A 23,323-nucleotide genomic window follows, 5' to 3' on the forward strand; every position below is an offset into this window, starting at 1 on the left:
GCAGTCCTTAAGCGGCTGGCTGCAGGCCCAGGGCCGCCAGTTGTTGCACGCTGCCCTTGAACTGGATCAGGCGTGGGTCATCCAGCGGCAGGGCGCGACCGGTTTCCTTCTGGATGATGCTTTGCAGCTTGGCATTGTCGACCTTGCCGTCGGCACCGATGGCTTCGTGAAGTTTCTCCGGGGCGACCTGGGCGGTCTTGCCCGGTTCGAAGTAAATCGCACCGGTGGCGAAGTCGACGCCGAACGCGATCAGGCCGGGGATCACGTAGAACAGCAAGCCGACGGCATCGAGCACGGCGATGGCCGGGTCGATCTTGCCGTCGATCTGACCACGGCGGTCGGGGTAGAAAATCGACCCGCAGGCGGTGAGTTGGCTCAGCAGGGTGACGGCGAGGACACCGCCGATGACACGGGAAGCGATAGGCATGAAAAGTCTCCTGAACACTATTTAAGGGTGACTATAAGCGAGTCTACAAGGCGATGATGTCCAAATGTGGGAGCGGGCTTGCCCGCTCCCACATCTGACTCTGTTCCCAATGGGATTATGCAGTTCGCCGTTATACTCGCCGCTCTGCTTTGGAGCCAGTATGAATTCGTTGCCGATCGATGATGTTTTACCCGCCCTGCGTGACGCCTTGGCCCATCGCCATGAAGCTGTGCTGGAAGCGCCGCCCGGCGCCGGTAAAACCACCCGTGTACCCTTGGCCTTATTGAATGAAGCCTGGCTCGCCGGGCAAACCATCCTGATGCTCGAACCCCGGCGCCTGGCTGCGCGTGCTGCCGCAGAGCGACTGGCCAGCGAGCTGGGTGAAAAGGTCGGTGAGACCGTTGGCTACCGCATCCGCCTCGACAGCAAAGTCGGCCCCAACACGCGTATCGAAGTGGTCACCGAAGGCATCCTCACCCGTCGCCTGCAAGACGACCCCGCGCTGGAGGGCGTGGGCCTGTTGATCTTCGACGAATTCCACGAGCGCAGCCTCGATGCCGACCTGGCGCTGGCCCTGAGCCTCAACGGCCGCGAGCTGTTTCGCGACGAGCAGCCGCTGAAAATCCTGCTGATGTCCGCCACCCTCGAAGGCGAGCGCCTCGCCAGCCTGCTGGACGACGCGCCGATTCTGCGCAGCGAAGGGCGCATGTTCCCGGTGCAGATGCGCTGGGGGCGGCCGTACCAGGCCGGGGAATTTATCGAGCCGCGGGTGGTGCAGACTATTCTCGAAGCCGTGCATGACGAGACCGGCAGCGTGCTGGTGTTTTTGCCGGGGCAGGCAGAGATTCGCCGGGTCAACCAGCAACTGGCCGACGCCCTGGGGGATCGCCCCGATGTGTTGTTATGCCCGCTGCATGGCGAGCTGGACCTCAACGCCCAACGCGCCGCCATCGACCCGGCGCCGGCCGGCAAGCGCAAAGTGGTGCTGGCCACCAACATCGCCGAGACCAGCCTGACCATCAACGGCGTGCGCGTTGTCATCGATGCCGGGCTGGCGCGGGTGCCGCGTTTCGACCCGGGCAGCGGCATGACCCGCCTCGACACCCAGCGCATCTCCCGCGCCAGTGCTACCCAGCGTGCCGGTCGGGCAGGGCGGTTGGAGCCGGGGGTGTGTTATCGGTTGTGGTCCGAAGACCAGCATGACGGCCTGGCCGCCTATGGCAGTGCGGAAATCCTCGCCGCCGACCTGGCCGGCCTGGCCTTGCAGCTGGCACGTTGGGGAGTGACGCCCAGCCAGTTGGTGTGGCTGGATGTGCCGCCCACTGCCGCGTATGCCCAGGCCCAGGAGCTGCTGCAACGCCTCGGCGCCTTGAACGAAGAAACCCTCACCGCCCATGGCCAGAAAATGGCCGAGTTGCCGGCCCACCCGCGTATCGCCCATCTGCTGTTGCGCGGGCAGGACTTCGGGCTGGCTGCCATGGCCTGTGACGTGGCGGCGCTGTTGGGCGAACGCGATATCTTGCGCGGTGGTGGTGCGGATTTGCACAGCCGCCTGGCGCTGATGTCCGGCGAAGAGCGTGCGCGCGGCGGCCAAGGTGGCGTGCAGCGCGCCAGGCAACTGGCTCGGCAATACCGCGGCTACTTGCGTGGCAAAGCGACCCAGCCGGTGGAGAATCCTGACCACCCGCGCTGGCTCGGCGCCTTGTTGGCGCTGGCGTACCCGGATCGCGTCGCCCAGCAACGTCGCCCCGGTGGCGCCGAATATCGCCTGGCCAACGGCCGTGCTGCGTTGTTCGCCGAGGCCGACAGCCTGATGAAGCAAGCCTGGCTGGTGATCGCTGACCTGGGCAGCCGCCAGGGCCAGCGCGAAGAGCGCATCTACCTGGCGGCGGATTTTGATCCGGCGCTGTTCGACACGGTGCTTGCCGAGCAAGTGCGCAACGTCGACCAACTCGATTGGGATGAACGCGAAGGCGTATTGCGTGCCGAACGCCAGCGCAAGGTCGGTGAGCTGGTGCTCAGTCGTGAACCCTTGACCGGCCTCGACGAATCCGCCCGCAGCCAGGCGCTGGTCAACCTGGTGCGCCGCAAAGGCCTGGAGCTGCTGCCCTGGACCCCGGAACTGCGCCAATGGCAGGCCCGTGTGATGCTGCTGCGCCAACTGGATGCCGGCAAAACCAGCGAGTGGCCCGATATCAGCGACAAAGCCCTGCTCGCCAGCCTGGAACACTGGCTGATGCCGTACCTGGGCAAAGTCTCGCGCCTGAGCCATTTCGCCAACCTGGATATTTCCAGCTTCCTGCACAACCTGCTGCCCTGGCCACTGCCCCAGCGCCTGGATGAACTCGCGCCCCAGCATGTGAAAGTGCCGTCGGGCTCGTCGGTGCGCCTGGACTACAGCGAACAGCCGCCGATCCTCGCGGTGCGCTTGCAGGAGCTGTTCGGGCTGGCGGACACCCCGCGCATTGCCGGTGGGCGCCTGGCGGTGAAGTTGCACCTGCTATCCCCGGCGCGGCGGCCGGTGCAGGTGACGCAAGACTTGGCGAACTTCTGGCGCAGTACCTATGCCGAGGTGAAGAAGGATCTCAAGGGGCGGTATCCGAAGCATTACTGGCCGGATGATCCGTTGGTGGCCGAAGCGACGGCCAGGATCAAACCGCGTAAATAGCCACGATACCGTTCAAATGTGGGAGGGGGCTTGCTCCCGATAGCAGTGGGCCAGTCAACTTATCTGTAGCTGGCCGGCCGCTATCGGGAGCAAGCCCCCTCCCACATGGGTTTCGTGGTACTGGTTATTGCGCAGCCGGCAGCAGGAACCGGGCGATCACCGGTAAATGGTTGGAGATACGCAAGGTGTCTTCCTGCCTCACCTTGGCCTCCACCCGCTTGATGCGCGGGCTGTAGAACAGGTAATCCAGGGTGCGATCCGGGCCATCAAGGCTAGGGTCGTTGGGAAAATGCGTCAGCCATTTCTCACGATCGATCCCACTGGATTCGCTGTTTCTCGGGATCATAGGGTACTTATCCCACAGCAGATGCAACTCACTGTCCGGCGAGTACTGCCCGCGCTTGCCCGCGTCCAGGCGCAGGAATTGCCCCAGTGGCAGCAAGTTGAAATCCCCGCCGATCAACCAGGGCGTGCCACGGCCTTCGAACTTATCCAACAGCTTCACCGTGGCCTGCACCTGTTGTTGCGCCGCCGAGCGGCCGGGCGCGCCGCCATCCAAACGGGTATTGAGCACCGCCAGTTGGCCGCCATCGCTCAAGGGCAGGTACGTCAGTAGCAACGCCGGCTTGGGTTGGAATTGCCGGCTGATGAAGTTGGCTTCGGGGGCCGGCAGTTGCAGGCGTTCGGCGTGTTCGATCTGGTAGCGGCTGAGGGTGGCGAGCTTGCGGCCGACGCTGCCGAAGATATGCAGGTTGGGGATAAAGTCGGCTTTCCAGTCGAACGCCTGGGTGCTGCACGGGTAGAGGTCGACCAGGCGTTCCTGCAACAGGGCAAGCTGGTCCTGGTAGTGGGACGGCTTGGCGCCTTCGTCGAGCTCCTGCAACAGCAGAATGTCGGGTTGTTCGTCGCGGATCACCCGGGCCACTTCATCCAGGCTGGCGGCCATGTCTTCCACTGTGGGACGGTCGTCCGGGCCGCTGCCGTCGGTGGTGTCGTACCAGAATACGTAGTTCTTGCCGGCCAGGTATTGCACATTCCAGGTCATCACCTTGAGCGCCTGCCCCGGCAACAAGGTCGGGGCGCGAGGTGCCCCGCAGCTGACGGGCAAGGTCTCTTTGTCGGCAGGGCGCCAGGTCAGGCTGTAGATCAGCGCCGCCAGCAGGCCGGCGATGATCAACAGGCTCAACAGGGTGATGCGCAATAAACGGGTCATCGGCTCGGCTTATTTGCGTGTCAGAAGAGGCACGGAGCATATCACCGCACGTCGGCGTCGCCACCGATCAGCATGAATAAACGGAACAGCACCACGCTGGTGAACAGTTGCAGGAAGCTGTGGGCGCTGTCCATCAGCAGCCCCAGCAACGGCGCAGGCTCAGGATAGGCCGCCACGCTGGCGCCCTTGAGCAGCCACAGCGGCGTCATCACGCACAGCAGGCACACCAGGATTCGCCAGAAGTGCCCGCGGGTCAGGCGAAAACTTTCCTTCATCGCCTCCAAGGCCGGCATGCCGCGCAGCACCAGCAGGTATTCGGCAAACGCCAACACCACCATCAGCCACAAGCCCGGCAGGAAATACAGCGACAGGCCCAGCAATATCAGCAACGTGCTCATGGCCGTCAGCAGGGCAAAGCGGGGCCACAGGCTCAAGGCCATCGCCCACACATCCTTGATACGGGGCGACTCGCCGCGGGTGCGGGCGTCGAGAAACAGGATCAGGGCGCCGGTGTACAGCGGGTACACCAATAAACCCACGATCACGCTGTAGCCGGGGAACGCATCCGGGCCCAGCGTGTGGTCCAGTACCTGTTGCAGCAGGGCTTCGAGGATTACCAATGGCAGGCACAGCTGGACGATGGCGCCCAGGTTGTGCTGGGTAAAACGGAAGGAGTCGCGCAAAACGTCTAACGGATTCATCAGGTTCATCACAGGCCTGGGAGCAGAGGGCAACACTTTAACCGATCAGGGTCCAAGCGGCGCAAACGTAAACCTTGAGTAAAGACCATTGAAACACCTCGTAACATCCCCATAACTGGAAAGCCCCCGACTTGATCACAGGCGGGACCAGAATTTTTTATCGGCAATCTAACGAGGTCGCCATGAACAGCGAAGAGCAAACCCTGATCGATGGACTGTTTACACGGTTGCAGCAAGCCGAAACGGACTCAGCCCCACGCGACGCCCAGGCCGAAGCGCGGATCAAGGAGCACATGACTCGCCAACCGGCCGCTGGGTACTACATGACCCAGTCGATCCTGGTGCAAGAACACGCGATCAAGAGTCTCGACGCGCAGAACAAGCAGCAGGCGCAGCAGATCCAGCAATTGCAGGATGAGTTGCAACAGGCCCGCGCTCAAACAGCGCAATCGGCGCCGAGCAGCGGTGGCTTTCTGTCGAGCATCTTCGGCGGTGGTTCCCGTGACCCGCAACCGCAGCAGAGCGCTCCGGCGTCGTCTGGTGGCGGCTGGCGTGAACCGGCGCGGCCTTCGTTCGGCCAGCCTGCGCCGCAGCAGCAGAACTACGCGGCGCCACAACAGAACTACCAGCAACCACCCGCAGCGCCCATGGGTAGCGGCTTCCTCGGTGGCGCGCTGAAAACCGCCGCTGGCGTGGCCGGTGGTGTGATGCTGGCAGAAGGCATCAGCAGCCTGTTCAACCACAACTCGCAACAGCCGCAAGTCGTGGAAGAAATCATCCGCGAAGAGCCGGCGCCTGCCAGTGACAACGGCGACTGGGGCAACAATGACCAGACGTTTGCCGGCAATGACAACTGGGGCAGCGACAACTCCGACAGCTTCGCCGACAACGACGATTCCTCCTCCTTCGGCGACGACGACTCCTTCGTCTGACCCACACACAACCGGGGCGCTTCGTCGCCCCGGGCTGATTTTTCGCGGAAACCTCCCCATGGCTGGCATACTGGCGCCTTTGCGGACCTTCGCGTCCGGGGTCCAAGCGGCAGCCATGAGGAAGTGCGGTGAAGAAAATTGCAGTGTTCGCCGATGTACAAAACCTCTATTACACCGTGCGCCAAGCCTATGGCTGCCACTTCAACTACGCCGCCCTGTGGGCTGACATCAGCGCCCGCGGGCAGATCGTCGAGGCGTACGCGTATGCCATTGACCGCGGCGACAGCAAGCAGCAGCAATTCCAGCAGATCCTGCGCAACCTGGGCTTTACGGTAAAACTCAAGCCGTATATCCAGCGCAGCGACGGCTCGGCCAAGGGTGACTGGGACGTGGGCATCACCATCGACATCATGGACGCCGCCGACCACGTCGACGAAATCGTACTGGCTTCCGGTGACGGCGATTTCGACATGCTGCTCGACCGCATCATCCACAAGCATGGCGTCGAAGCCGTGGCGTACGGCGTACCGGGGCTGACGGCCAACTCATTGATCCGCGCCGCCAGCCGCTACGTGCCGATCGAAGGCGCGCTGCTGCTCAAATAAGCGCTGCGGCTCAATAAATTGTCAGACGGAGTAGGAACAGGTTTGGAACGTATAGCGGTCATCGACTTTGAAACCACCGGCATCACCCCGAGCAGCCACTGCCGGGCCACTGAAATCGCGGTGGTCATCCTCGAACGTGGCCAGATCGTGGACCGCTACCAGAGCCTGATGAATGCGGGCGTCAGAGTGCCGGGCTTTATCGAGCAACTCACCGGCATCAGCAACGCCATGCTGCGCAGCGCGCCACCGGCCGAGCGGGTGATGAATGAAGTCAACGAATTCGTCGGCACCACACCGCTGATGGCGCACAACGCTGCGTTCGACCAGAAGTTCTGGGACTTTGAGCTCGGCCTGATCCGCCGCACCCGCCTGCAAAAGTTCGCCTGCTCCCTGCTACTGGCCCGGCGCCTGATGCCGACCGCGCCCAACCACAAGCTTGGCACCCTCAACACCTACGCCCAACTGCCCCATACCGGCCAGGCTCACCGGGCCATGGCCGATGCGGAAATGGCCGCCAACCTGACCGCGCACCTGGCCCAGGAACTGCGACGTACCCATGGCTTGCGCGAACTGTCCCATGAGCTGCTGTGCACCTTGCAGAAAGTGCCAGCGGCCAAAATCAATGAGCATCTGAAAAAGCATCGCGGGTTCTGACCCGGAGTGCATTTTCAAGACCAATGAAACGCCAAATGTGGGAGGGGGCTTGCTCCCGATAGCGGTGGGTCAGATACAGCCAAGCTGACTGACACACTGCAATCGGGAGCAAGCCCCCTCCCACATTTAGTCAAACGGTGCTTATCGAGGCTGCGCACACTTTCGCCATCTCCACCAAATGCATCACCGCCCGCTGCTGCACATCTATGGTCGCCCCCGACGAGTGCGCACTGCCCACCGCGCAATGCAACAAATCCGCCGCATGGGCCAGGGCATCTTCGAAGCTCAGGTTGTCATTTAGGATAAAGGTGGGCGCATCCGGGGCGGATGCTTTGAGGTAGTAGTCGATGGCGTCGGTGTGGGCGGTAGTGATGTCAGGGAATAAATGCCATCACGGCAGCGGGTGACCCCGAGCCACCCTCGAGCGCCAACACGCCGATGACCAGGGTTGCGCCGGTGGCCGGCAGGCGGTCGAGGTGGGTCAGGCACTCCAGCACAATCCCGTTTTCAGCCAGCACTGCGTGATTGATCGCAAAAGTGCTGCTTTGCCCAAAGTCCACGCCGTGGGTATCAATACCCACCCCGGCAACTTGGCGATGCTCCAGCAAAAAGCTGATGGCCGCCTCGCCAATGCCGGGAAAGTGGGAGCCTTGTGCGTCTTGCCCGAAAAATGCCGCCGGATCGTTCCAGAAGTGTTGCCAGCCGGTATACACCAACACCACCGAACCCGATTCGATAAGGCCGTGCTGGTATTCCCAGACGTGAATGTCCTGCGGGCTGATTTCGTAATCCGGGTTGCCCAGGGTTTTACCGCGCACATCGATCACCACCGCAGGCCGCACCAGCGCTTCTGCCGGGTAACCATCAATCCCCATTCCATTGGCATAAAAGCTGTTCGGCGCATTCATATGGGTCGCGCTGTGTTCGCCCATACTGAAGCGACGCAGGAAATAGCCGTCTTGCTCTAACGACGCAACCTCTTCGAATTCCACGGGTGGATCGCCCGGCCACAGCGGGATACGCGGGTTGATCGGGTGGCTGAGACTGATGACCTGCTGAAATTGCAGCTGTTTAACCGCCATGTTTGCCATTCCCCTCCAACTGCCCCAACGGCACCCGCCGCTCTATGGCGCTGGACAAAATAATCGAGGTTTTGCTGAACCCGAACTTCGCCACCCGATTAATCAGGTCTTCCAGCTGCGGCATGGTGCCCACTGCCGCTTGCATGATCACGCAAGGGTCGCCCGTGACCCGGTGGCATTCGGTCAGTTCGGGAATTTGCGCCAGGGCATCGTAAACCTTCTGGCTGCCGTGATTGGTCAGCCGCAGTTCAATCACGCACTGGATCGGCAAACCGACTTTGGATAAATCCACTTTGGCCTGGTACCCGGTGATCACACCGCTGGCCTCCAGTTTGGCCACGCGTTCGGCCACGGCGGGCGCGGAGAGGTTTACCGTGCGGGCCAATTGCGCGTAGGACGCGCGGCCGTCTTCGAGCAGGGCGCTGAGGAGCATGCGGTCGTATTTGTCCATGGTAAGGCTCCGGTTGCGCGTGGCTTTCGAAAGCACGGGTTATAGCCTTCATAACCGTGATTTGAAAAGTGTATGGGCGGTTTAAACAGGTTTTGTAACTTATGTTTATGCACCTGCCTTTCTAGAATAAGGCTCCCATCTCCTGCCATAGAGCCGCCCAATGCCTGGCCCACGTCGCTTTCCCTTACCGTTGATCGCCGCCTTTTTTGCGTTGTATGTGATCTGGGGTTCCACTTACCTGGTGATTCGCATCGGCGTGGAGTATTGGCCACCGCTGTTGCTGGCGGGGATTCGATTTTGCACCGCGGGGGTGTTGATGTATGCCTTCCTCAGGTGGCGCGGGGTGCCGGCGCCGACGTGGCCGCAATGGAAGGCGGCCGGGATGATCGGCATTTTGTTGCTGACCGTGGGCAATGGCGGCGTCAGCGTGGCGGAGCATATGGGCGTGTCGTCCGGCGTAGCGGCGCTGGCCGTGGCGACCGTGCCGTTGTTCACCCTGTTGTGTGGCTTTTTCTGGGGCGCACGTAATACGCGGCTGGAATGGGCCGGGGTGATCCTGGGGATCATCGGCATTGCCATGCTCAATATGGGCAATACTTTGCAATCGAGCCCACTGGGTGCGGTTTTGCTATTGGTTGCAGCGGCCTCCTGGGCCTTCGGCTCGGTGTGGAGCCGGCATTTGCCGCTGCCCCAGGGCGCCATGGCCAGTGCCGCGGAAATGCTCGTGGCCGGTGTGGCGTTGTTGATCGTCAGCGCGCTGTCCGGCGAGCACCTGCAGGCCATGCCGCCGTTGGAAGGCTGGCTGGCCCTGGCTTACCTGACGGTGTTCGGCTCGATAATTGCCTTCAACGCCTATATGTACCTGCTCAAGCATGTACGCCCGGCCGCGGCGACCAGCTACGCCTATGTAAACCCGGCAGTGGCGGTGTTGCTGGGGATTGTGTTCGTCGGTGAGACCATTGGCCTGGAAGAAGCCTTGGCGATGCTGGTGATCATCAGCGCCGTGCTGTTGATCAGCCTGCCACAGTGGCGTAAGCCAAAACCGGAAATAAGGTAAACTGCGGCGCAATTGCGACTTGCGCTGAATTTTTCCTACGGTAAACACATGACTTTCGCCACCCTTGGCCTGATCGAACCCTTGCTGCGCGCCCTTGAGACGCTTGGCTACCAGACCCCGACGCCGGTGCAGGCGCAAGCCATTCCGGCGGTGCTGGCCGGTCGTGACCTGATGGCTGCGGCCCAGACCGGCACCGGCAAGACCGCTGGTTTCGCCCTGCCACTGCTGCAACTGCTGACCCTGGAAGGGCCGAAAGTCGCCGCCAACTCGGCGCGTGCGCTGATCCTGTGCCCAACCCGCGAGCTGGCCGAGCAGGTTCACGCCAGTGTCGCCGAGTACGCCCAGCACCTGCCGCTGACCACTTACGCGGTGTATGGCGGTGTGAGCATCAACCCGCAGATGATGAAGCTGCGCAAGGGCGTCGACATATTGGTCGCCACCCCTGGCCGCCTGATCGACCTGTTCCGCCAGAACGCGCTGAAACTCAACCAGCTGCAAACCCTGGTGCTCGACGAAGCCGACCGGATGCTCGACCTGGGCTTCTCCGAAGAGCTTGCCAACATTTATCGCATGCTGCCGAAAAAGCGTCAGACCTTGCTGTTTTCTGCGACCTTCTCCGATGACATCCGCCTGCTCGCCGGGCAGATGCTCAACGATCCGCTGAGCATCGAAGTCAGCCCGCGCAACGTCGCCGCCAACACCGTCAAGCAGTGGGTAGTGCCGGTGGACAAGAAGCGCAAACCGGAGCTGTTTGTGAACCTGATGCGCAAAGGCCGCTGGAAGCAGGTGCTGGTGTTCGCCAAGACCCGCAACGGTGTGGACGCACTGGTGGATAAGTTGCAGGGCCTGGGCATCAACGCCGACGGCATCCATGGCGACAAACCCCAGGCGACGCGTCAACGCGCACTGGACCGCTTCAAGGCCAGCGATGTGCAGATCCTGGTCGCCACCGATGTGGCGGCCCGTGGCCTGGATATCGAAGACCTGCCGCTGGTAGTCAATTTCGACCTGCCGATCGTGGCTGAGGACTACATCCACCGTATCGGCCGTACCGGTCGCGCAGGCAACACCGGTGAGGCGATTTCGCTGGTGTGTGCCGACGAGGTGAACATGCTCTCGGCCATCGAGATGCTGACCCGCCAGACCTTGACCCGCAAGATGGAGCCAGACTTCGAGCCGGAACATCGTGTGCCTGACACCGATGCCAGCGGGCAGGTCGTCAAGAAGCCGAAAAAACCGAAGAAGCCTAAAACCTCCGGTGGTGGCGGCAAGCGCAACCTGGGCAAGTGGGTGGACAGTGGTGAAGTAGCGCCGGCGGAGCCTTCGATCAAGCCGGTGCGCAAGGTGCCGGTGTTCAATACCGGGCCGCGTAAGAAGAAGTAAGGGTTTTAAGCCAATCTGATAAAGGGTTGATGAACAAAGTGGACGGGGCAATCCCGTTCACTGTGGATGGAATCTTCTTGTAAATTTTTTCGCGTGGAACAACTGAACTCAAACCGTTCGATCGCCACTCAGGTAGGCGTCAGGAAACTGACCGCTAACCAGCAGCCTTTGAGTGGAGGTAATTGATATGGAATTTGCAGCTTCTTTTGCGACGCTATCCTTCAAGCGGGGAGAGGAAACATTCTGCGAGTACCTGAGCCGCGCAGCGCAAACGCATAGAGACACTGCCGCCGCGTCAGAGAGGAGTCATGAGGCGCGTATCAGCGAGCTGGAGAAAGAGCTGACAGATATTAAAAAAAACCAACCAGAGGCTTATGCGCAGCAAATCAAGCGGTATAAAGAATTGGCTTCGTTGCATCGGCATCATGTCAGCGTGAAACCTCACGAAACCTTGCCCCTGGATCAGGTTATCAAAGGCGTTGAATACAAAAGCCAAGAGAAAGGACTAGCCCTTAGTCGTGGCTTCAAGGCCGAGCAGGAGAGCTTGAAAGACCAACCCGTAGCGCTTGAAACGGCGCACCGCACGTATATAGACGCCCTGTCGGTAGCCCTGCCAGAAGGTGACGAGTTCTTGCGAAGGGAACTGGAAGGGTTTGAGCAGAAGTACCCGCATACCCAGGCTACTTGAGTTTTAAGGCTGCCTGTAGCCTGCCGTTCAGGCTGGGCTACGGTAGCCGCGGGGCCTACCGTGGGTGTTTCAACCATTCCAGGACACCACGCCCAGCCGCCCGACCGCTGGCAAAACATCCTGTCAGTAAGTACCCGCCGGTCGGCGCTTCCCAATCGAGCATTTCCCCCGCACAAAACACACCGGGTACTTGCTTGAGCATCAGTCGTTCATCCAATGCTTCAAAGGGCACGCCGCCGGCGGTACTGATCGCCTCATCCAGTGGTCGGGTCTTCACCAGTGTCAGGGGCAGGGCCTTGATATCCACAGCCAACTTCACCGGGTCTTGGAAGTGTTCAGCCGGCGCCAGCTCGCGCAACAGCGCTGATTTGACCCCGTCCAACCCCAACTGACTGTGCAAATGCTTGCTCATCGACCGCGAGCCACGGGGCTTGGCCAATGCTGCCTGCACGTTGTCCAGCGGCTTGCTCGGCAGCAGGTCGATATGCACCGTGGCCGCCCCGTCACGGTTGATCGCTTCACGAATCGGCGCCGACAGTGCGTAGATCAAACTGCCTTCGATACCGGTGGCGGTGATCACACATTCACCCAGCCGAGGCGGATCATCCGCCAGGCCAATGGCGACGTTTTTCAACGGCGCGCCAGCGAATTTGCTGACCATCAACTCGCTCCAGGCCGACACCTCGAAACCACAGTTGCTCGGCTGCAACCGCGCGTAGGGCACGCCTTTGTCTTCCAGCACTTTGAGCCAGGCTCCGTCGGAACCCAGGCGCGACCAACTGCCGCCGCCCAGGGCTAGCAGCACGGCATCGCTGTGGACAACTTTATCGCCGTCCGGGCTGTGGATAAGTAAGCCGCCCTCGGCATTCCAGCCCAGCCAACGATGACGCGTGTGGATAACCACGCCTTGATCACGCAGGCGTTTAAGCCAGGCGCGCAGCAGGGGAGCGGCTTTCATATCCGTCGGAAACACCCGCCCTGAGGTGCCGATAAACGTTTGAATGCCCAAGCCATGAATCCACTCGCAAAGCGCCTGGGCCCCAAACGAGCGTAACAACGGCGCCATGTGCGGTGCACGTTCGGCGTAGCGTGATAGAAACGCAGGGTAGGCTTCGGAATGGGTGATATTCATGCCGCCGACACCGGCGAGCAGGAACTTGCGGCCCACCGAGGGCATGCCGTCGTACAGGTCCACACCCACGCCTGCCTGGCTCAAGACTTCGGCGGCCATCAGCCCGGCGGGGCCGCCGCCGATAATGGTGACGTGTTGAGAAGGGGTCTGAGGCATGGCAGGGCTACGGTCGCTTGAATAGGCCGAGCATTCTACCCGACGAAGGCGCGGCTGCCTGATCAAAAAACGTACAGTTTCCTACAGGCCATACGGTTGCTAGCGTGTAGGGGCTTACGCTCAAGTTATCCACAGGCCGTTCCACAGGCATTGTGGGTAACGCCCACCGTTCAATGACAACCTGATGACGTCCATACCCGTTGTGCGCTGTGGTGCAAGATGCCGTGGCGGCGGGCAAGCGCCGGGCGGTCTTTGCTGTAGCCGCCGCCGATCACGCCCATCACCGCAATGTCGCGGCCCAGGCAGTGGCGCATCACGCTTTCATCGCGGGCGGCGACGCCTTCATCGGTCAGCTTGAGGTAACCGAGGGCGTCATCTTTGTGCACATCCACGCCGGCGTCGTACAGCACCAGGTCGGGCTGGTAGAGCGGCAACAGGTAGTTGAGCGCGTCGTCCACCACCTTGAGGTAATCGGCATCGCCCATGCCCATGGGCAGCGGGATGTCCCAGTCGCTCTGGGCCTTGCGTGCGGGGAAGTTCTTTTCACAGTGCAGCGACACGGTGATGGCGTCCGGCGTGTCGTGGAGGATGCGTGCGGTGCCGTCGCCCTGGTGCACGTCGCAGTCGAAGATCAGCACGCGATTGACTCGGCCGCTGGCCAGCAGGTAGTGGCTGATCACCGCCAAGTCATTAAAGATGCAAAAGCCCGCCGGGTAGTCGTAATGGGCGTGATGGGTGCCGCCGGCCAAATGGCAGGCCAGGCCATGCTCGAGGGCTTGTTCGGCGGCCAGTATCGACCCGCCTACTGCTCGCACGGTGCGGCGGGCCAGGGCTTCGCTCCAGGGCAGGCCGAGGCGGCGTTGGTCTTCGCGGGACAATTGGCCGCTCATGTAGCGTTCGATATACCCAGGTTCATGGGCCAGGGCCAGAATGTCTGCGGGGCACAGCTGCGGGCGCAGCAATTGGCTGTCCTCGGTCAGGCCACTGTCCACCAGGTGATCTCGCAGCAAGCGAAACTTGTCCATGGGGAACCGGTGGTCCGCCGGGAACTCGGGGCTGTAGTCTTCGTGGTAGATCAATGGCAAGGGCATGGGATTTTCTGACGGGAACCTGCGAAGGATCTTAACAGCGCTGTACACTCACGCACATGGCAAGGCAGGGGGGACCCATGGAGCCGATACTGGAATTGGAAAGTGCACGGCTGGTGCTGCGCCAATGGCGCGACAGCGACCTCACGGAGTTTGCGCGCATGTGCGCCGACTCGCAGGTGATGCGTTATTTCCCGGCTAAATTGAGCCACTTGGAAAGCGCCGCGCTGATCGGCCGGATTCGCGGGCATTTCGCTGAATACGGTTTTGGTTTTTGGGCCTTGCAGCGCAAGGACACTGGCGAATTTATCGGCCTGACCGGGTTGCAGAATGTCAGCTTCGAAGCCGGCTTTACCCCGGCGGTGGAAATCGGCTGGCGCCTGGCCCGCGAGCATTGGGGCCTGGGCTATGCCAGCGAGGCGGCCTGGACCGCGCTACGCTGTGGCTTTGATCGCTTGCAACTGGATGAAATTCTCGCCTTCACCACCGAGACCAATCTGCCCTCACAAAAAGTCATGCAGGCCATCGGCATGCATTACGATCCGCAGGCAGATTTTGAACACCCCAAGGTCGCAGCCGATGACCCGCTGCGCCATCATGTTTTGTACCGCATCACCCGCGCCCAATGGTTGGACACGCTGCACGGATAAGCAGCCCGGAATGCCCTATTGATTGTAGGAGTTGCTCTATGAGCCAAGTATTGGAAGATCTGGTGGACTTGCTGACCCTGGAACCGATCGAGGAAAACCTCTTTCGCGGCCGCAGCCAGGACCTGGGCTTTCGCCAGCTGTTTGGTGGCCAGGTACTAGGACAGTCGCTGTCGGCAGCCAGCCAGACCGTAGAAGAGGCGCGGCATGTGCATTCCCTGCACGGTTATTTCCTGCGCCCTGGCGACGCCGCTTTGCCGGTGGTGTATTCGGTAGACCGCGTGCGCGACGGTGGCAGCTTCAGCACTCGGCGGGTGACGGCGATCCAGAAGGGCCATCCGATCTTCACGTGCACCACCTCGTTCCAGTACGACGAACAAGGCTTCGATCACCAGACCACCATGCCGGTGGTGGTCGGCCCGGAAAACCTGCCGTCGGAGCTGGAGCTGACCAAGCAACGTGCACACCTGATCCCCGAGCACATGCGCGACAAGCTGCTGTGCCCCAAGCCTATCGAGGTGCGCCCGGTCACCGAGAAAGACCCGTTCAACCCGCAGCCGTCCGATCCGGTCAAGTACGTGTGGTTTCGTGCCGACGGCGCCTTGGCGGACTCGCCAGCGCTGCATAAGTACCTGCTGGCCTACGCCTCGGACTTCGGCCTGCTGACGACTTCGTTGCTGCCCCATGGCAAGACCGTGTGGCAGAAAGACATGCAGGTCGCCAGCCTTGACCACGCGCTGTGGTTCCACGCTGACCTGCGCGCCGATGACTGGTTGCTGTATGCCATGGACAGCCCATGGGCCGGCAACTCCCGGGGTTTCTCCCGGGGCAGCGTGTACAACCGCGCCGGGCAACTGGTGGCGTCGGTGACCCAGGAAGGTTTGATTCGCCATCGCAAGGACTGGGCATGAGTCTGTCGGACGTTAAGCATTGGGTGTTCGACATGGACGGCACCCTCACGGTGGCGGTGCATGATTTTGGCGCCATTCGCGTGGCATTGGACATTCCGCCTGAGGACGACATCCTCACGCACCTGGCAGCCTTGCCGGCGCCGGTTGCTGCGGCCAAGCATGCCTGGTTGCTGGAGCATGAGCGCGAGTTGGCACTGGGTTCGGTCGCGGCTGAAGGCGCGGTAGAACTGGTGCGTGAGCTGGCCGGGCGCGGTTATCGCCTGGGCATTCTGACCCGCAATGCGCGCGAGCTGGCGCACGTGACGTTAGAGGCGATTGGCCTGGCGGACTGCTTTGCCATCGAGGATGTACTGGGGCGTGATGATGCGCCGCATAAGCCTGACCCGGGTGGGTTGTTGAAACTGGCGGCGGCGTGGGGTGTGGCGCCGAGCGAGATGGTGATGGTCGGGGATTATCGTTTTGACCTGGACTGTGGCCGGGCGGCGGGGGCCAGGACTGTGTTGGTGAACTTGCCAGAGAATCCGTGGCCGGAGTTGGCGGATTGGCATGCCAAGGATTGCTCGGTACTGCGTCAAATGATCTAGCCAAGGTAATGCACTCAAATGTGGGAGGGGGCTTGCTCCCTCCCACATTTTGATCGGGTTCCTTCAGGTGCTACTGGGCAAACAGCACCTTTTCTCCCTCTGGCGAAGTAAACATCTTATCCCCGTCATGCCCCACCCCCGGCACTTCCACCAGCTTGTGACTCAACTGCGGATGGCGCAGCTTGAGGTAGTCAAAGTAGTGATGCCCACGGATCAGCCGGTACGCACCCTGCGCCTCGGCCTCGCAGCCTTTATCCAATGCCGGGTGGTTGGGGTCGGTGTCTTGCTGGCCCAACAGGTAGGTGATGTCGCGTGAAACGTAGGCGTGTTCCAGTTGCTGGGCGCCTCGGTCACCCACGTAATCCGGCAGGTTTTGCATGCCGTATTTCCAGTCATTGAAACCTGGGCAACTGGCCGTATCGAACGGCACCGGCCGCTGCGGGCTGAAGTAGGCGTAGGAGGAGGGGTTGGCGACCACATACCGCAGGCGGATGCCTTCGGTTTGCAGCAACGGGTGGTCGTGGCCGGTGAGGGCAAAGCGCTGCACCACTTGGCCGCCGCCGGAATGGCCGGCGACCACGATTTCTTTCAGCGCCGGGAACAGCGTGCGGTTGCCCAGGTGCTTGATGATCTGGTCGAGGGCGCCGTAGGAGCTGATCTGGCCTGGGCCGGTGGAGGGTTCACCGGCCATCCAGTCGTTGCCCTTCCAACGCAGCACCTGATTGCCCAAGTGATTGCCCTTCACATCCGCCTGATTGAGAAACTGCGGCGCGATCACCAGCGTGTTGGCAGCAACCCCGGCGTGTTCGGCGGCGTCTTCGCCACTGTGCAGGTAGGTCTGCGCATTGCGCAGGCGCCCGTGCACGATGATAAGCGCGCGGGTGACCTTGGGTAACGGCTGACGCCAGTCCTGGCTCAAGCCGAGGCTGAGGTCGCCGGCCTCCAGGTGAAAGCGATCGGGGCTGACCACCTTGACGCCGTGCGTTTTCTCGTCGGCCCAAGTGGTGGTGCAACAGCTGGCTACCAACCCCAGCACTAACCCCAATCGTCTATTCATTCAGAGACTCTTCGCGGTAAAGGTGTCGCATTGAGAGATCTGGCCCTGGGCGAAGCCGGTCTTGAACCAGCGCACCCGTTGGGCCGAGGTACCGTGGGTAAACGAGTCTGGCACTACGCGCCCTTGGCCCTGCTGCTGCAAGCGGTCATCGCCAATGGCGTTGGCCGCGTTCAGTGCCGCCTCGATGTCGCCGGGTTCCAGCCAGTTCAGGCGTTTCTGTGCGCGGTTGGCCCACACTCCGGCAAAGCAGTCGGCTTGCAGTTCCTGGCGTACCAGCAGGCCGCCATCGCCTTGCATCTGCCGACCCTGCTGACGCGCAGCCTGGATCTTGGACGAGATGCCCAGCAGCGTTTGCACGTGGTGCCCGACTTCGTGGGCGATCACATAGGCCTGGGCGAATTCGCCGGATGCCTGGAAGCGTTGGGACATTTCCCGGAAGAAATCCAGGTCCAGGTACACCTGCTGGTCGGCCGGGCAGTAGAACGGGCCGCTGGCCGAGGTGGCGCCACCACAGGCGGAGTTCACCCGGCCACGGAACAGGATCAGCTTCGGGTTCTTGTAGGCCAGGCCGTTTTCCTGGAAAACCTGGCCCCAGGTGTCTTCGGTGTCGCCCAGCACGGCGCGCACGAAGTCGGCCTGCTGGTCATTGGCCGGAGGCGCCTGGCGCGGCTGGGTGCTGACCGACGGTGCCTGTTCCATTTGGCCGCTCAACTGGCCAAGGATCTGCATCGGGTCCTGGCCGGTCAACCAGCCAATGCCCACGATCAGCACGATCGCCGTCAGGCTCAGGCCCTTGCCGCCTCCAAAGCGCATGCCTCCACCGCCGCCGCCACTGTCATCGCGGGCGTCCACCACGTTGTCGCTGCGTCGGCCTTTTTTCCATAGCATGGGAACAATCCTCTGTGTGCTAACCGTGATTGATTATGGTCGGTATTAACGGCAATAGCCTTCGCCAGTGGTGACGATCAGGCAGTCTTTTTTATCCGCCAGCCATTTCAGGCCGGTGGCGGCACCGTCACCGGCGCGCAGCAGTTGTGGGCCGTCGGGGCGGTTGAAGGCGATGCCGTCTTCGGCGGCTTCACCCTTGAAGGTGCCGGAGTCGTCGGCGTCGAGGCCGTATTGCATGGTGAGCAGGTAGTGGCCGCGACCAATGCTGTCGTCCTTGGCGATGGTCAGGTTCAAGCCTTCTACGCCGATCCACTTACCGACCCATTGATCGGTGGGTGGCGTTTGCGGCACGAGGGTGGCCTGTACGGAAGGTGGCGCGGGCTTGGGGGCTTCCTTGGCTTTATCGCAGGCGGTCAGCAGGGCGACAGCAGTCAGAACAAAGAGGATTTTTTTCATTGCGGCAAGGCCTTGATTAAAAAGTGTGCAACGCGGGGGCAAACGTGCAGGGTTGGACTCAATTCCCGTGATTTAGTGCGCTGTTCGCCCGGTGTTTGGTTATGCTCTTGGAGCAGACGCAAGCCCGGCTGCTAGATTACCGGGTTGAGTACCACCGCGTTCAGCTCGCCAGCAAGAGAATTCAATGACTGTCAGTACCCCCCTCTCAGGTGTCAACCATCCCTTCAAAGGTATTCTGCTGATTGTGGTGGCGACGTTCCTGTTCTCCAGCCACGACGCCTTGTCCAAATACCTGGCAGGGTTCTACCCCATCGTAATGGTGGTGTGGGCGCGCTACCTGGTGCACACGTTGCTGATGGCCGGGATCTTCCTGCCGCAATCGGGCTTGCGTGTGCTGCGCAGCAAGCGGCCGGGGATGCAGGTGGTGCGTGCCTTGTGCCTGTTGGGCACCAGCCTGTTTTTCACCGCGGCGTTGCATTACATCCCGCTGGCCGAAGCCACGGCGGTCAACTTTCTCGCGCCGATCCTGGTGACCGCGCTCTCGGTGCCGCTGCTCGGTGAGCACGTGACACGCGGCCAATGGCTGGCGGTGATCTGTGGGTTTATCGGTGTGCTGGTGATCATCCACCCAGGCGGTGAGTTGTTCACCCCAGCGGTGCTGCTGCCACTGTGTTCGGCGATGTTCTTCTGCTTCTACCAACTGCTCACGCGCATCCTCAGCCAATACGACACGCCGACCACCAGCAACTTCTTTGCCGGCCTGTGCAACACCTTGGTGATGAGTGCGCTGGTGCCGTTCTTCTGGCAGATCCCGACGCTGTGGCATGGGGTGATGATGTTGGCGCTGGGTACCTGCGGGATGACCGCGCACCTGATGCTCACCCAGGCGTTCCGCTTTGCGGCACCGGCCTTGCTGGCGCCGTTCGGCTATTGCCAGATCGTGTTTGCGGGGTTGTTGGGCTGGCTCGTGTTCAGTCATACCCCCGATACGACCACGATGGTCGGTATCGGGGTGATTTGCATGAGCGGGTTGGCGGCTGCCTGGCAGCAGCGGCGCAGGTAGATCAAACGTCGACGGTAGGAATCTTGCGCGGTGCCATGAAGTACATCCACACCAGTGCGATGAAGTACATCGCCGGGATCAGGGTGAACAACACGGTGTAGTTGTTGTTGGTCACCGTGAGAATGTGGCCGACGATCTGGGTCATGAACATGCCGCCGATGGCCGCGCACATCCCGCCGAAGCCGAACACCGTGCTCATCATGTGCTTGGGCGTGTAGTCCATTACCAGGCTCCAGATATTGGCGGTCCAGGCCTGGTGCGCGCCGATGGCCAGGGAGATGGCGAACACCGCGACCCACAGCTGGCTGGAGCCGGCCGCCATGATCACGCCGACGATGCAGCAGGCAAACAGCAGCATCGACAGCAGCCGCGCCTTGATCGGGTTCATCCCCCGGCCGATCAGGAACGACGACAGGATCCCGCCGCCCACGCTGCCGAAGTCGGCGGTCAGGTAGATGATGATCAGCGGTATGCCCATCTGCGTCACGTTGATGCCCAGGTTGTATTGCTGGTTCAAAAACGGCGGCAGCCAGTACAGGTAGAACCAGAACACCGGTGCGGTCAGCGAGTAGGCGAGGGCGAAGGCCCAGGTGCCACGCATGCGCAGGATACGGCTGAATGGCACGCGGGGTTGTTCCGGCTCGACTTCCTGCTGCACGTAGTCCAATTCGGATTGTTTGACGGTCGGGTGGTCTTCCGGGTTGTAGTACTTCAGCCCCCAGAACAGCAGCCAGATGCCGCCGAGTGCCGACATGCACAGAAACGCTGCCTGCCAGCCCCACACGTGCAGGATCAAGGGCAGCAGCATCGGCGTCATCATCGCGCCGACGTTGGTGCCAGCGTTGAAGATACCGGTGGCAACCGCACGCTCGCCGGCGGGGAACCACAGGCGGGTGGTCTTGACGCACGCCGGGTAGTTGGCGGCTTCGGTCAGCCCGAGGATAAACCGGCAGACCATAAAACCCGCCGCCGAGGTGGCCAGGCCGTGGGCGCCGGTTGCCAGGCTCCACAACAGCACGGCGCAGAAGAACACACGCTTGACGCCGACCCGGTCGATCAAGCGGCCCTGCAGCACGAAGCCGATGGCATAGCCGACCTGGAACCAGAAGTTGATGTTGGCGTAGTCCATCGCCGTCCAACTCATTTCCTTGGCGAGGATCGGCTGCATCACACCCAGGGCGGCACGGTCGATGTAGTTCAGCGTGGTGGCGAAGAACACCAGGGCCAGCATGCCCCAGCGCGTTTTACCCACGGCCAGGGCGCCGCGGATCTTGTCGCCGATGCCGGCGTGCGGGTTGCCCGGGCGCGTGGCCAGGGTGGAATTTTGCAGAGGCATGAGGTCGTACCCGTTTTTTGAAATTTTTATGGTGTGTTCTGGGTCTTTTTACTGGAGCGAATTGCGTGATCGATGGTGCGCAGTGGTTAAAAAGTCGTCAATTCGCCAAACGGGCATAGTGTTCGATAATCGCACCGAAAACTAACCGGTTCGTACATTTTAATTGCTGCGTGTAGGCTGGGGGCGAATAATTTGCCACAAACAACAATCGCCGGGAGTCACCCATGCAACGTTCCATTGCCACTGTTTCGTTGAGCGGCACCTTGCCGGAAAAGCTCGAAGCTATTGCCGCCGCCGGGTTTGACGGGGTGGAAATCTTCGAGAACGACTTGTTGTATTACGATGGCAGCCCCCGGGAAGTTAGGCAGATGTGCGCTGACCTGGGCATCGCCATCACCCTGTTCCAGCCGTTTCGCGACTTTGAAGGTTGTCGCCGCGACCGCCTGGCACGCAACCTGGAGCGCGCCGAGCGCAAGTTTGACCTGATGCAGGAACTGGGCACCGACCTGGTGCTGGTGTGCAGTAATGCCTCGGCCGATTGTGTCGGTGATGAGAGTATTTTGCTCGATGACCTGAGCCTGCTGGCCGAACACGCTGGCAAGCGTGGCGTGCGCATCGGCTATGAAGCATTGGCCTGGGGCAAACATGTGAACACCTGGCAACAGGTGTGGAACCTGGTGCGCCAGGTCGACCACCCAAGCCTGGGCGTATTGCTCGACAGCTTCCACACCCTGTCGCTCAAGGGCGACCCGAGCGGCATCGCGCAGATCCCCGGCGACAAGATCTTCTTTGTGCAAATGGCCGATGCGCCGATCCTGGCCATGGATGTACTGGAGTGGAGCCGGCATTTCCGCTGCTTCCCCGGCCAGGGCGAGTTCGACCTGGCGGGCTTTCTCGCGCCGATCATCCAGAGTGGTTATACCGGGCCATTGTCCCTGGAGATTTTCAATGATGGTTTCCGCGCCGCGCCGACCCGGGCGAATGCGGCGGATGGCTTGCGCTCCTTGTTGTACCTGGAAGAGAAAACCCGCCAGCGCCTGGCCGCAGAACAACCTGCAGCGCCGCTAGATATTCTGTTTGAAACCCCGCCGGCCAGCGAATACGACGGTATCGAATTTCTTGAGTTTGCCGTGGATGAAAGCCTTGGCGCCAAGCTGACCCATTGGCTGGAGCGTTTGGGTTTCGTCAAGGCTGGGCAGCATCGCTCCAAGAGCGTGAGCCTGTTGCGCCAGGGCGATATCAACCTGATCCTCAACTGTGAGCCTTATTCCTTTGCCCACAACTTTTTCGAGGCTCACGGGCCGTCGTTGTGTGCCACCGCAATCCGGGTCAAGGACAGCGCCAAGGCCCTGCAGCGGGCAATGGCCTACAAGGGCCAGCCGTATCGCGGCCTGGTCGGGCCCAACGAGCTGGAACTGGCTGCGGTGCGTGCGCCGGATGGCAGCCTGATTTACCTGGTGGCCCCCAGCGAAGGCGGGCTGTACGACACCGATTTCAACCTGCAACCGGCCACGGCTGCCAGCGGCGGCTTGCTGCGCATCGACCATATGGCCATGGCCTTGCCGGCCGACAGCCTCGACAGTTGGGTGCTGTTCTACAAGAGCCTGCTGGATTTCGAAGCCGATGACGAGGTGGTGCTGCCCGACCCTTACGGCCTGGTAAAAAGCCGTGCGTTGCGCAGCCGTTGCAGCTCGATTCGCCTGCCGCTGAATATTTCCGAAAACCGCAACACTGCGATTTCCCATGCACTCTCGAGCTATCGTGGTTCAGGCGTGCACCACATTGCCTTCGATTGCGCAGATATTTTCGCCGAGGTGCGCCGGGCAAAAGAAGCCGGGGTGCCGCTGCTGGATATCCCGCTCAACTATTACGACGATTTGGCGGCGCGCTTCGATTTTGACGATGAGTTCCTCAGCGAGTTGGCGTACTACAACGTGCTGTACGACCGCGACGCTCAGGGCGGTGAGTTGTTTCATGTGTACACCGAGCCGTTCGAAGGGCGGTTTTTCTTCGAGATCATCCAGCGCAAGAACGGCTATGCCGGCTACGGCGCGGCCAACGTGGCGGTGCGTCTGGCGGCGATGGCCAAGTCGCGCAGCGGTGCGGTGCGCCAGGCGCGTTTATAACCGCGGGCCGGGTGCTTC

At 61.5% G+C, this 23,323-nt stretch carries 24 protein-coding genes; 12 read left to right on the plus strand and 12 right to left on the minus strand.

What is annotated here, in order from left to right; all coding sequences use genetic code 11:
• Positions 1 to 7 precede the first annotated feature (7 nt).
• Positions 8 to 427: a polyribonucleotide nucleotidyltransferase gene (locus tag JFT66_RS15425; RefSeq protein ID WP_198859564.1), complete on the minus strand. Its 420-nt coding sequence runs from the start codon at positions 425 to 427 to the stop codon at positions 8 to 10.
• Positions 428 to 587: 160 nt separating this feature from the next.
• Here JFT66_RS15425 and hrpB point away from each other — a divergent pair, with 160 nt between their 5' ends.
• A complete protein-coding gene (hrpB, locus tag JFT66_RS15430; protein WP_198859565.1) occupies positions 588 to 3,095 on the plus strand; it encodes an ATP-dependent helicase HrpB in 2,508 nt (835 codons plus the stop codon).
• A gap of 124 nt (positions 3,096 to 3,219) precedes the next feature.
• On the opposite strand, the gene JFT66_RS15435 is transcribed toward hrpB, so the two are convergent.
• Positions 3,220 to 4,308 carry an endonuclease/exonuclease/phosphatase family protein gene (locus tag JFT66_RS15435; RefSeq protein ID WP_198859566.1) on the minus strand — a complete coding sequence of 363 codons (1,089 nt, stop codon included), beginning with the start codon at positions 4,306 to 4,308 and terminating at the stop codon, positions 3,220 to 3,222.
• Between the two features lie 41 nt (positions 4,309 to 4,349).
• Positions 4,350 to 5,009, minus strand: a complete 660-nt coding sequence (locus JFT66_RS15440) for a YciC family protein (RefSeq protein WP_034117927.1) — start codon at positions 5,007 to 5,009, stop codon at positions 4,350 to 4,352.
• A 182-nt stretch (positions 5,010 to 5,191) separates the two neighbouring features.
• Here JFT66_RS15440 and JFT66_RS15445 point away from each other — a divergent pair, with 182 nt between their 5' ends.
• From JFT66_RS15445 to JFT66_RS15455, 3 genes are all read left to right on the plus strand, one after another.
• Positions 5,192 to 5,941 carry a DUF2076 domain-containing protein gene (locus JFT66_RS15445; protein ID WP_198859567.1) on the plus strand — a complete coding sequence of 250 codons (750 nt, stop codon included), beginning with the start codon at positions 5,192 to 5,194 and terminating at the stop codon, positions 5,939 to 5,941.
• Between the two features lie 128 nt (positions 5,942 to 6,069).
• On the plus strand, positions 6,070 to 6,546 hold the full coding sequence (locus tag JFT66_RS15450; protein WP_034117765.1) for a LabA-like NYN domain-containing protein: 477 nt from the start codon (positions 6,070 to 6,072) through the stop codon (positions 6,544 to 6,546).
• A 42-nt stretch (positions 6,547 to 6,588) separates the two neighbouring features.
• Positions 6,589 to 7,200, plus strand: coding sequence for a 3'-5' exonuclease (locus tag JFT66_RS15455; RefSeq protein WP_034117766.1), 612 nt, complete (start codon positions 6,589 to 6,591; stop codon positions 7,198 to 7,200).
• Positions 7,201 to 7,330: 130 nt separating this feature from the next.
• On the opposite strand, the gene JFT66_RS15460 is transcribed toward JFT66_RS15455, so the two are convergent.
• From JFT66_RS15460 to JFT66_RS15470, 3 genes are read right to left on the minus strand one after another with little or no spacing between them, the layout of a single operon-like run.
• Positions 7,331 to 7,573 carry a DUF3077 domain-containing protein gene (locus tag JFT66_RS15460; RefSeq protein WP_198859602.1) on the minus strand — a complete coding sequence of 81 codons (243 nt, stop codon included), beginning with the start codon at positions 7,571 to 7,573 and terminating at the stop codon, positions 7,331 to 7,333.
• A gap of 1 nt (position 7,574) precedes the next feature.
• The gene (locus JFT66_RS15465) at positions 7,575 to 8,282 is read right to left on the minus strand and encodes a cyclase family protein (RefSeq protein ID WP_233097106.1); all 708 of its coding nucleotides are present in this window, start codon (positions 8,280 to 8,282) and stop codon (positions 7,575 to 7,577) included.
• Positions 8,272 to 8,733, minus strand: coding sequence for an Lrp/AsnC family transcriptional regulator (locus JFT66_RS15470; RefSeq protein WP_034117768.1), 462 nt, complete (start codon positions 8,731 to 8,733; stop codon positions 8,272 to 8,274). Before JFT66_RS15470 ends, JFT66_RS15465 begins: the two co-directional genes overlap by 11 nt.
• Before the next feature lie 160 nt (positions 8,734 to 8,893).
• Between JFT66_RS15470 and yedA the strand changes: the two genes are divergently transcribed.
• From yedA to JFT66_RS15485, 3 genes are all read left to right on the plus strand, one after another.
• A complete protein-coding gene (gene yedA / locus JFT66_RS15475; RefSeq protein WP_034117769.1) occupies positions 8,894 to 9,790 on the plus strand; it encodes a drug/metabolite exporter YedA in 897 nt (298 codons plus the stop codon).
• 48 nt (positions 9,791 to 9,838) lie between these two features.
• Positions 9,839 to 11,173, plus strand: coding sequence for a DEAD/DEAH box helicase (locus tag JFT66_RS15480; RefSeq protein ID WP_034117770.1), 1,335 nt, complete (start codon positions 9,839 to 9,841; stop codon positions 11,171 to 11,173).
• 187 nt (positions 11,174 to 11,360) lie between these two features.
• Complete coding sequence (locus tag JFT66_RS15485) at positions 11,361 to 11,861, plus strand: hypothetical protein (protein ID WP_198859569.1); 501 nt, start codon at positions 11,361 to 11,363, stop codon at positions 11,859 to 11,861.
• A gap of 55 nt (positions 11,862 to 11,916) precedes the next feature.
• Here JFT66_RS15485 and JFT66_RS15490 read toward each other — a convergent pair whose 3' ends face one another.
• On the minus strand, positions 11,917 to 13,149 hold the full coding sequence (locus tag JFT66_RS15490) for a TIGR03862 family flavoprotein (protein ID WP_034117772.1): 1,233 nt from the start codon (positions 13,147 to 13,149) through the stop codon (positions 11,917 to 11,919).
• Positions 13,150 to 13,319: 170 nt separating this feature from the next.
• Positions 13,320 to 14,240: a histone deacetylase family protein gene (locus tag JFT66_RS15495; protein ID WP_153839439.1), complete on the minus strand. Its 921-nt coding sequence runs from the start codon at positions 14,238 to 14,240 to the stop codon at positions 13,320 to 13,322.
• Positions 14,241 to 14,317: 77 nt separating this feature from the next.
• On the opposite strand from JFT66_RS15495, the gene JFT66_RS15500 reads away from it, so the two are divergent.
• The 3 genes from JFT66_RS15500 to JFT66_RS15510 are packed head-to-tail and all read left to right on the plus strand — an operon-like array spanning position 14,318 to position 16,379.
• Entirely contained in the window at positions 14,318 to 14,887 is a 570-nt protein-coding gene (locus tag JFT66_RS15500) for a GNAT family N-acetyltransferase (protein WP_153839438.1), read from the plus strand.
• A gap of 38 nt (positions 14,888 to 14,925) precedes the next feature.
• Positions 14,926 to 15,795 carry an acyl-CoA thioesterase II gene (tesB, locus tag JFT66_RS15505; protein WP_034117775.1) on the plus strand — a complete coding sequence of 290 codons (870 nt, stop codon included), beginning with the start codon at positions 14,926 to 14,928 and terminating at the stop codon, positions 15,793 to 15,795.
• On the plus strand, positions 15,792 to 16,379 hold the full coding sequence (locus JFT66_RS15510; RefSeq protein WP_153872587.1) for an HAD family hydrolase: 588 nt from the start codon (positions 15,792 to 15,794) through the stop codon (positions 16,377 to 16,379). Before tesB ends, JFT66_RS15510 begins: the two co-directional genes overlap by 4 nt.
• Positions 16,380 to 16,449: 70 nt before the next feature.
• On the opposite strand, the gene JFT66_RS15515 is transcribed toward JFT66_RS15510, so the two are convergent.
• From JFT66_RS15515 to JFT66_RS15525, 3 genes are read right to left on the minus strand one after another with little or no spacing between them, the layout of a single operon-like run.
• A complete protein-coding gene (locus JFT66_RS15515) occupies positions 16,450 to 17,436 on the minus strand; it encodes an alpha/beta hydrolase (RefSeq protein WP_198859570.1) in 987 nt (328 codons plus the stop codon).
• Complete coding sequence (ypfJ, locus tag JFT66_RS15520) at positions 17,437 to 18,324, minus strand: KPN_02809 family neutral zinc metallopeptidase (protein WP_034117778.1); 888 nt, start codon at positions 18,322 to 18,324, stop codon at positions 17,437 to 17,439.
• A 45-nt stretch (positions 18,325 to 18,369) separates the two neighbouring features.
• Positions 18,370 to 18,780, minus strand: coding sequence for a membrane lipoprotein lipid attachment site-containing protein (locus JFT66_RS15525; RefSeq protein WP_034117779.1), 411 nt, complete (start codon positions 18,778 to 18,780; stop codon positions 18,370 to 18,372).
• Between the two features lie 184 nt (positions 18,781 to 18,964).
• Here JFT66_RS15525 and JFT66_RS15530 point away from each other — a divergent pair, with 184 nt between their 5' ends.
• Positions 18,965 to 19,843 (plus strand): DMT family transporter, encoded by an 879-nt coding sequence (locus JFT66_RS15530; RefSeq protein WP_034117780.1) that lies wholly within the window; start codon positions 18,965 to 18,967, stop codon positions 19,841 to 19,843.
• Position 19,844: 1 nt separating this feature from the next.
• Here JFT66_RS15530 and JFT66_RS15535 read toward each other — a convergent pair whose 3' ends face one another.
• On the minus strand, positions 19,845 to 21,179 hold the full coding sequence (locus tag JFT66_RS15535; protein ID WP_198859571.1) for an MFS transporter: 1,335 nt from the start codon (positions 21,177 to 21,179) through the stop codon (positions 19,845 to 19,847).
• Positions 21,180 to 21,403: 224 nt separating this feature from the next.
• Between JFT66_RS15535 and quiC the strand changes: the two genes are divergently transcribed.
• The gene (gene quiC, locus JFT66_RS15540) at positions 21,404 to 23,305 is read left to right on the plus strand and encodes a 3-dehydroshikimate dehydratase QuiC (protein ID WP_198859572.1); all 1,902 of its coding nucleotides are present in this window, start codon (positions 21,404 to 21,406) and stop codon (positions 23,303 to 23,305) included.
• The last annotated feature ends 18 nt before the right edge of the window (positions 23,306 to 23,323 follow it).

Origin of the sequence: Pseudomonas sp. MF6755, assembly GCF_016405635.1 — a bacterium.
Classification (GTDB): Bacteria; Pseudomonadota; Gammaproteobacteria; order Pseudomonadales; family Pseudomonadaceae; genus Aquipseudomonas; species Aquipseudomonas haemolytica.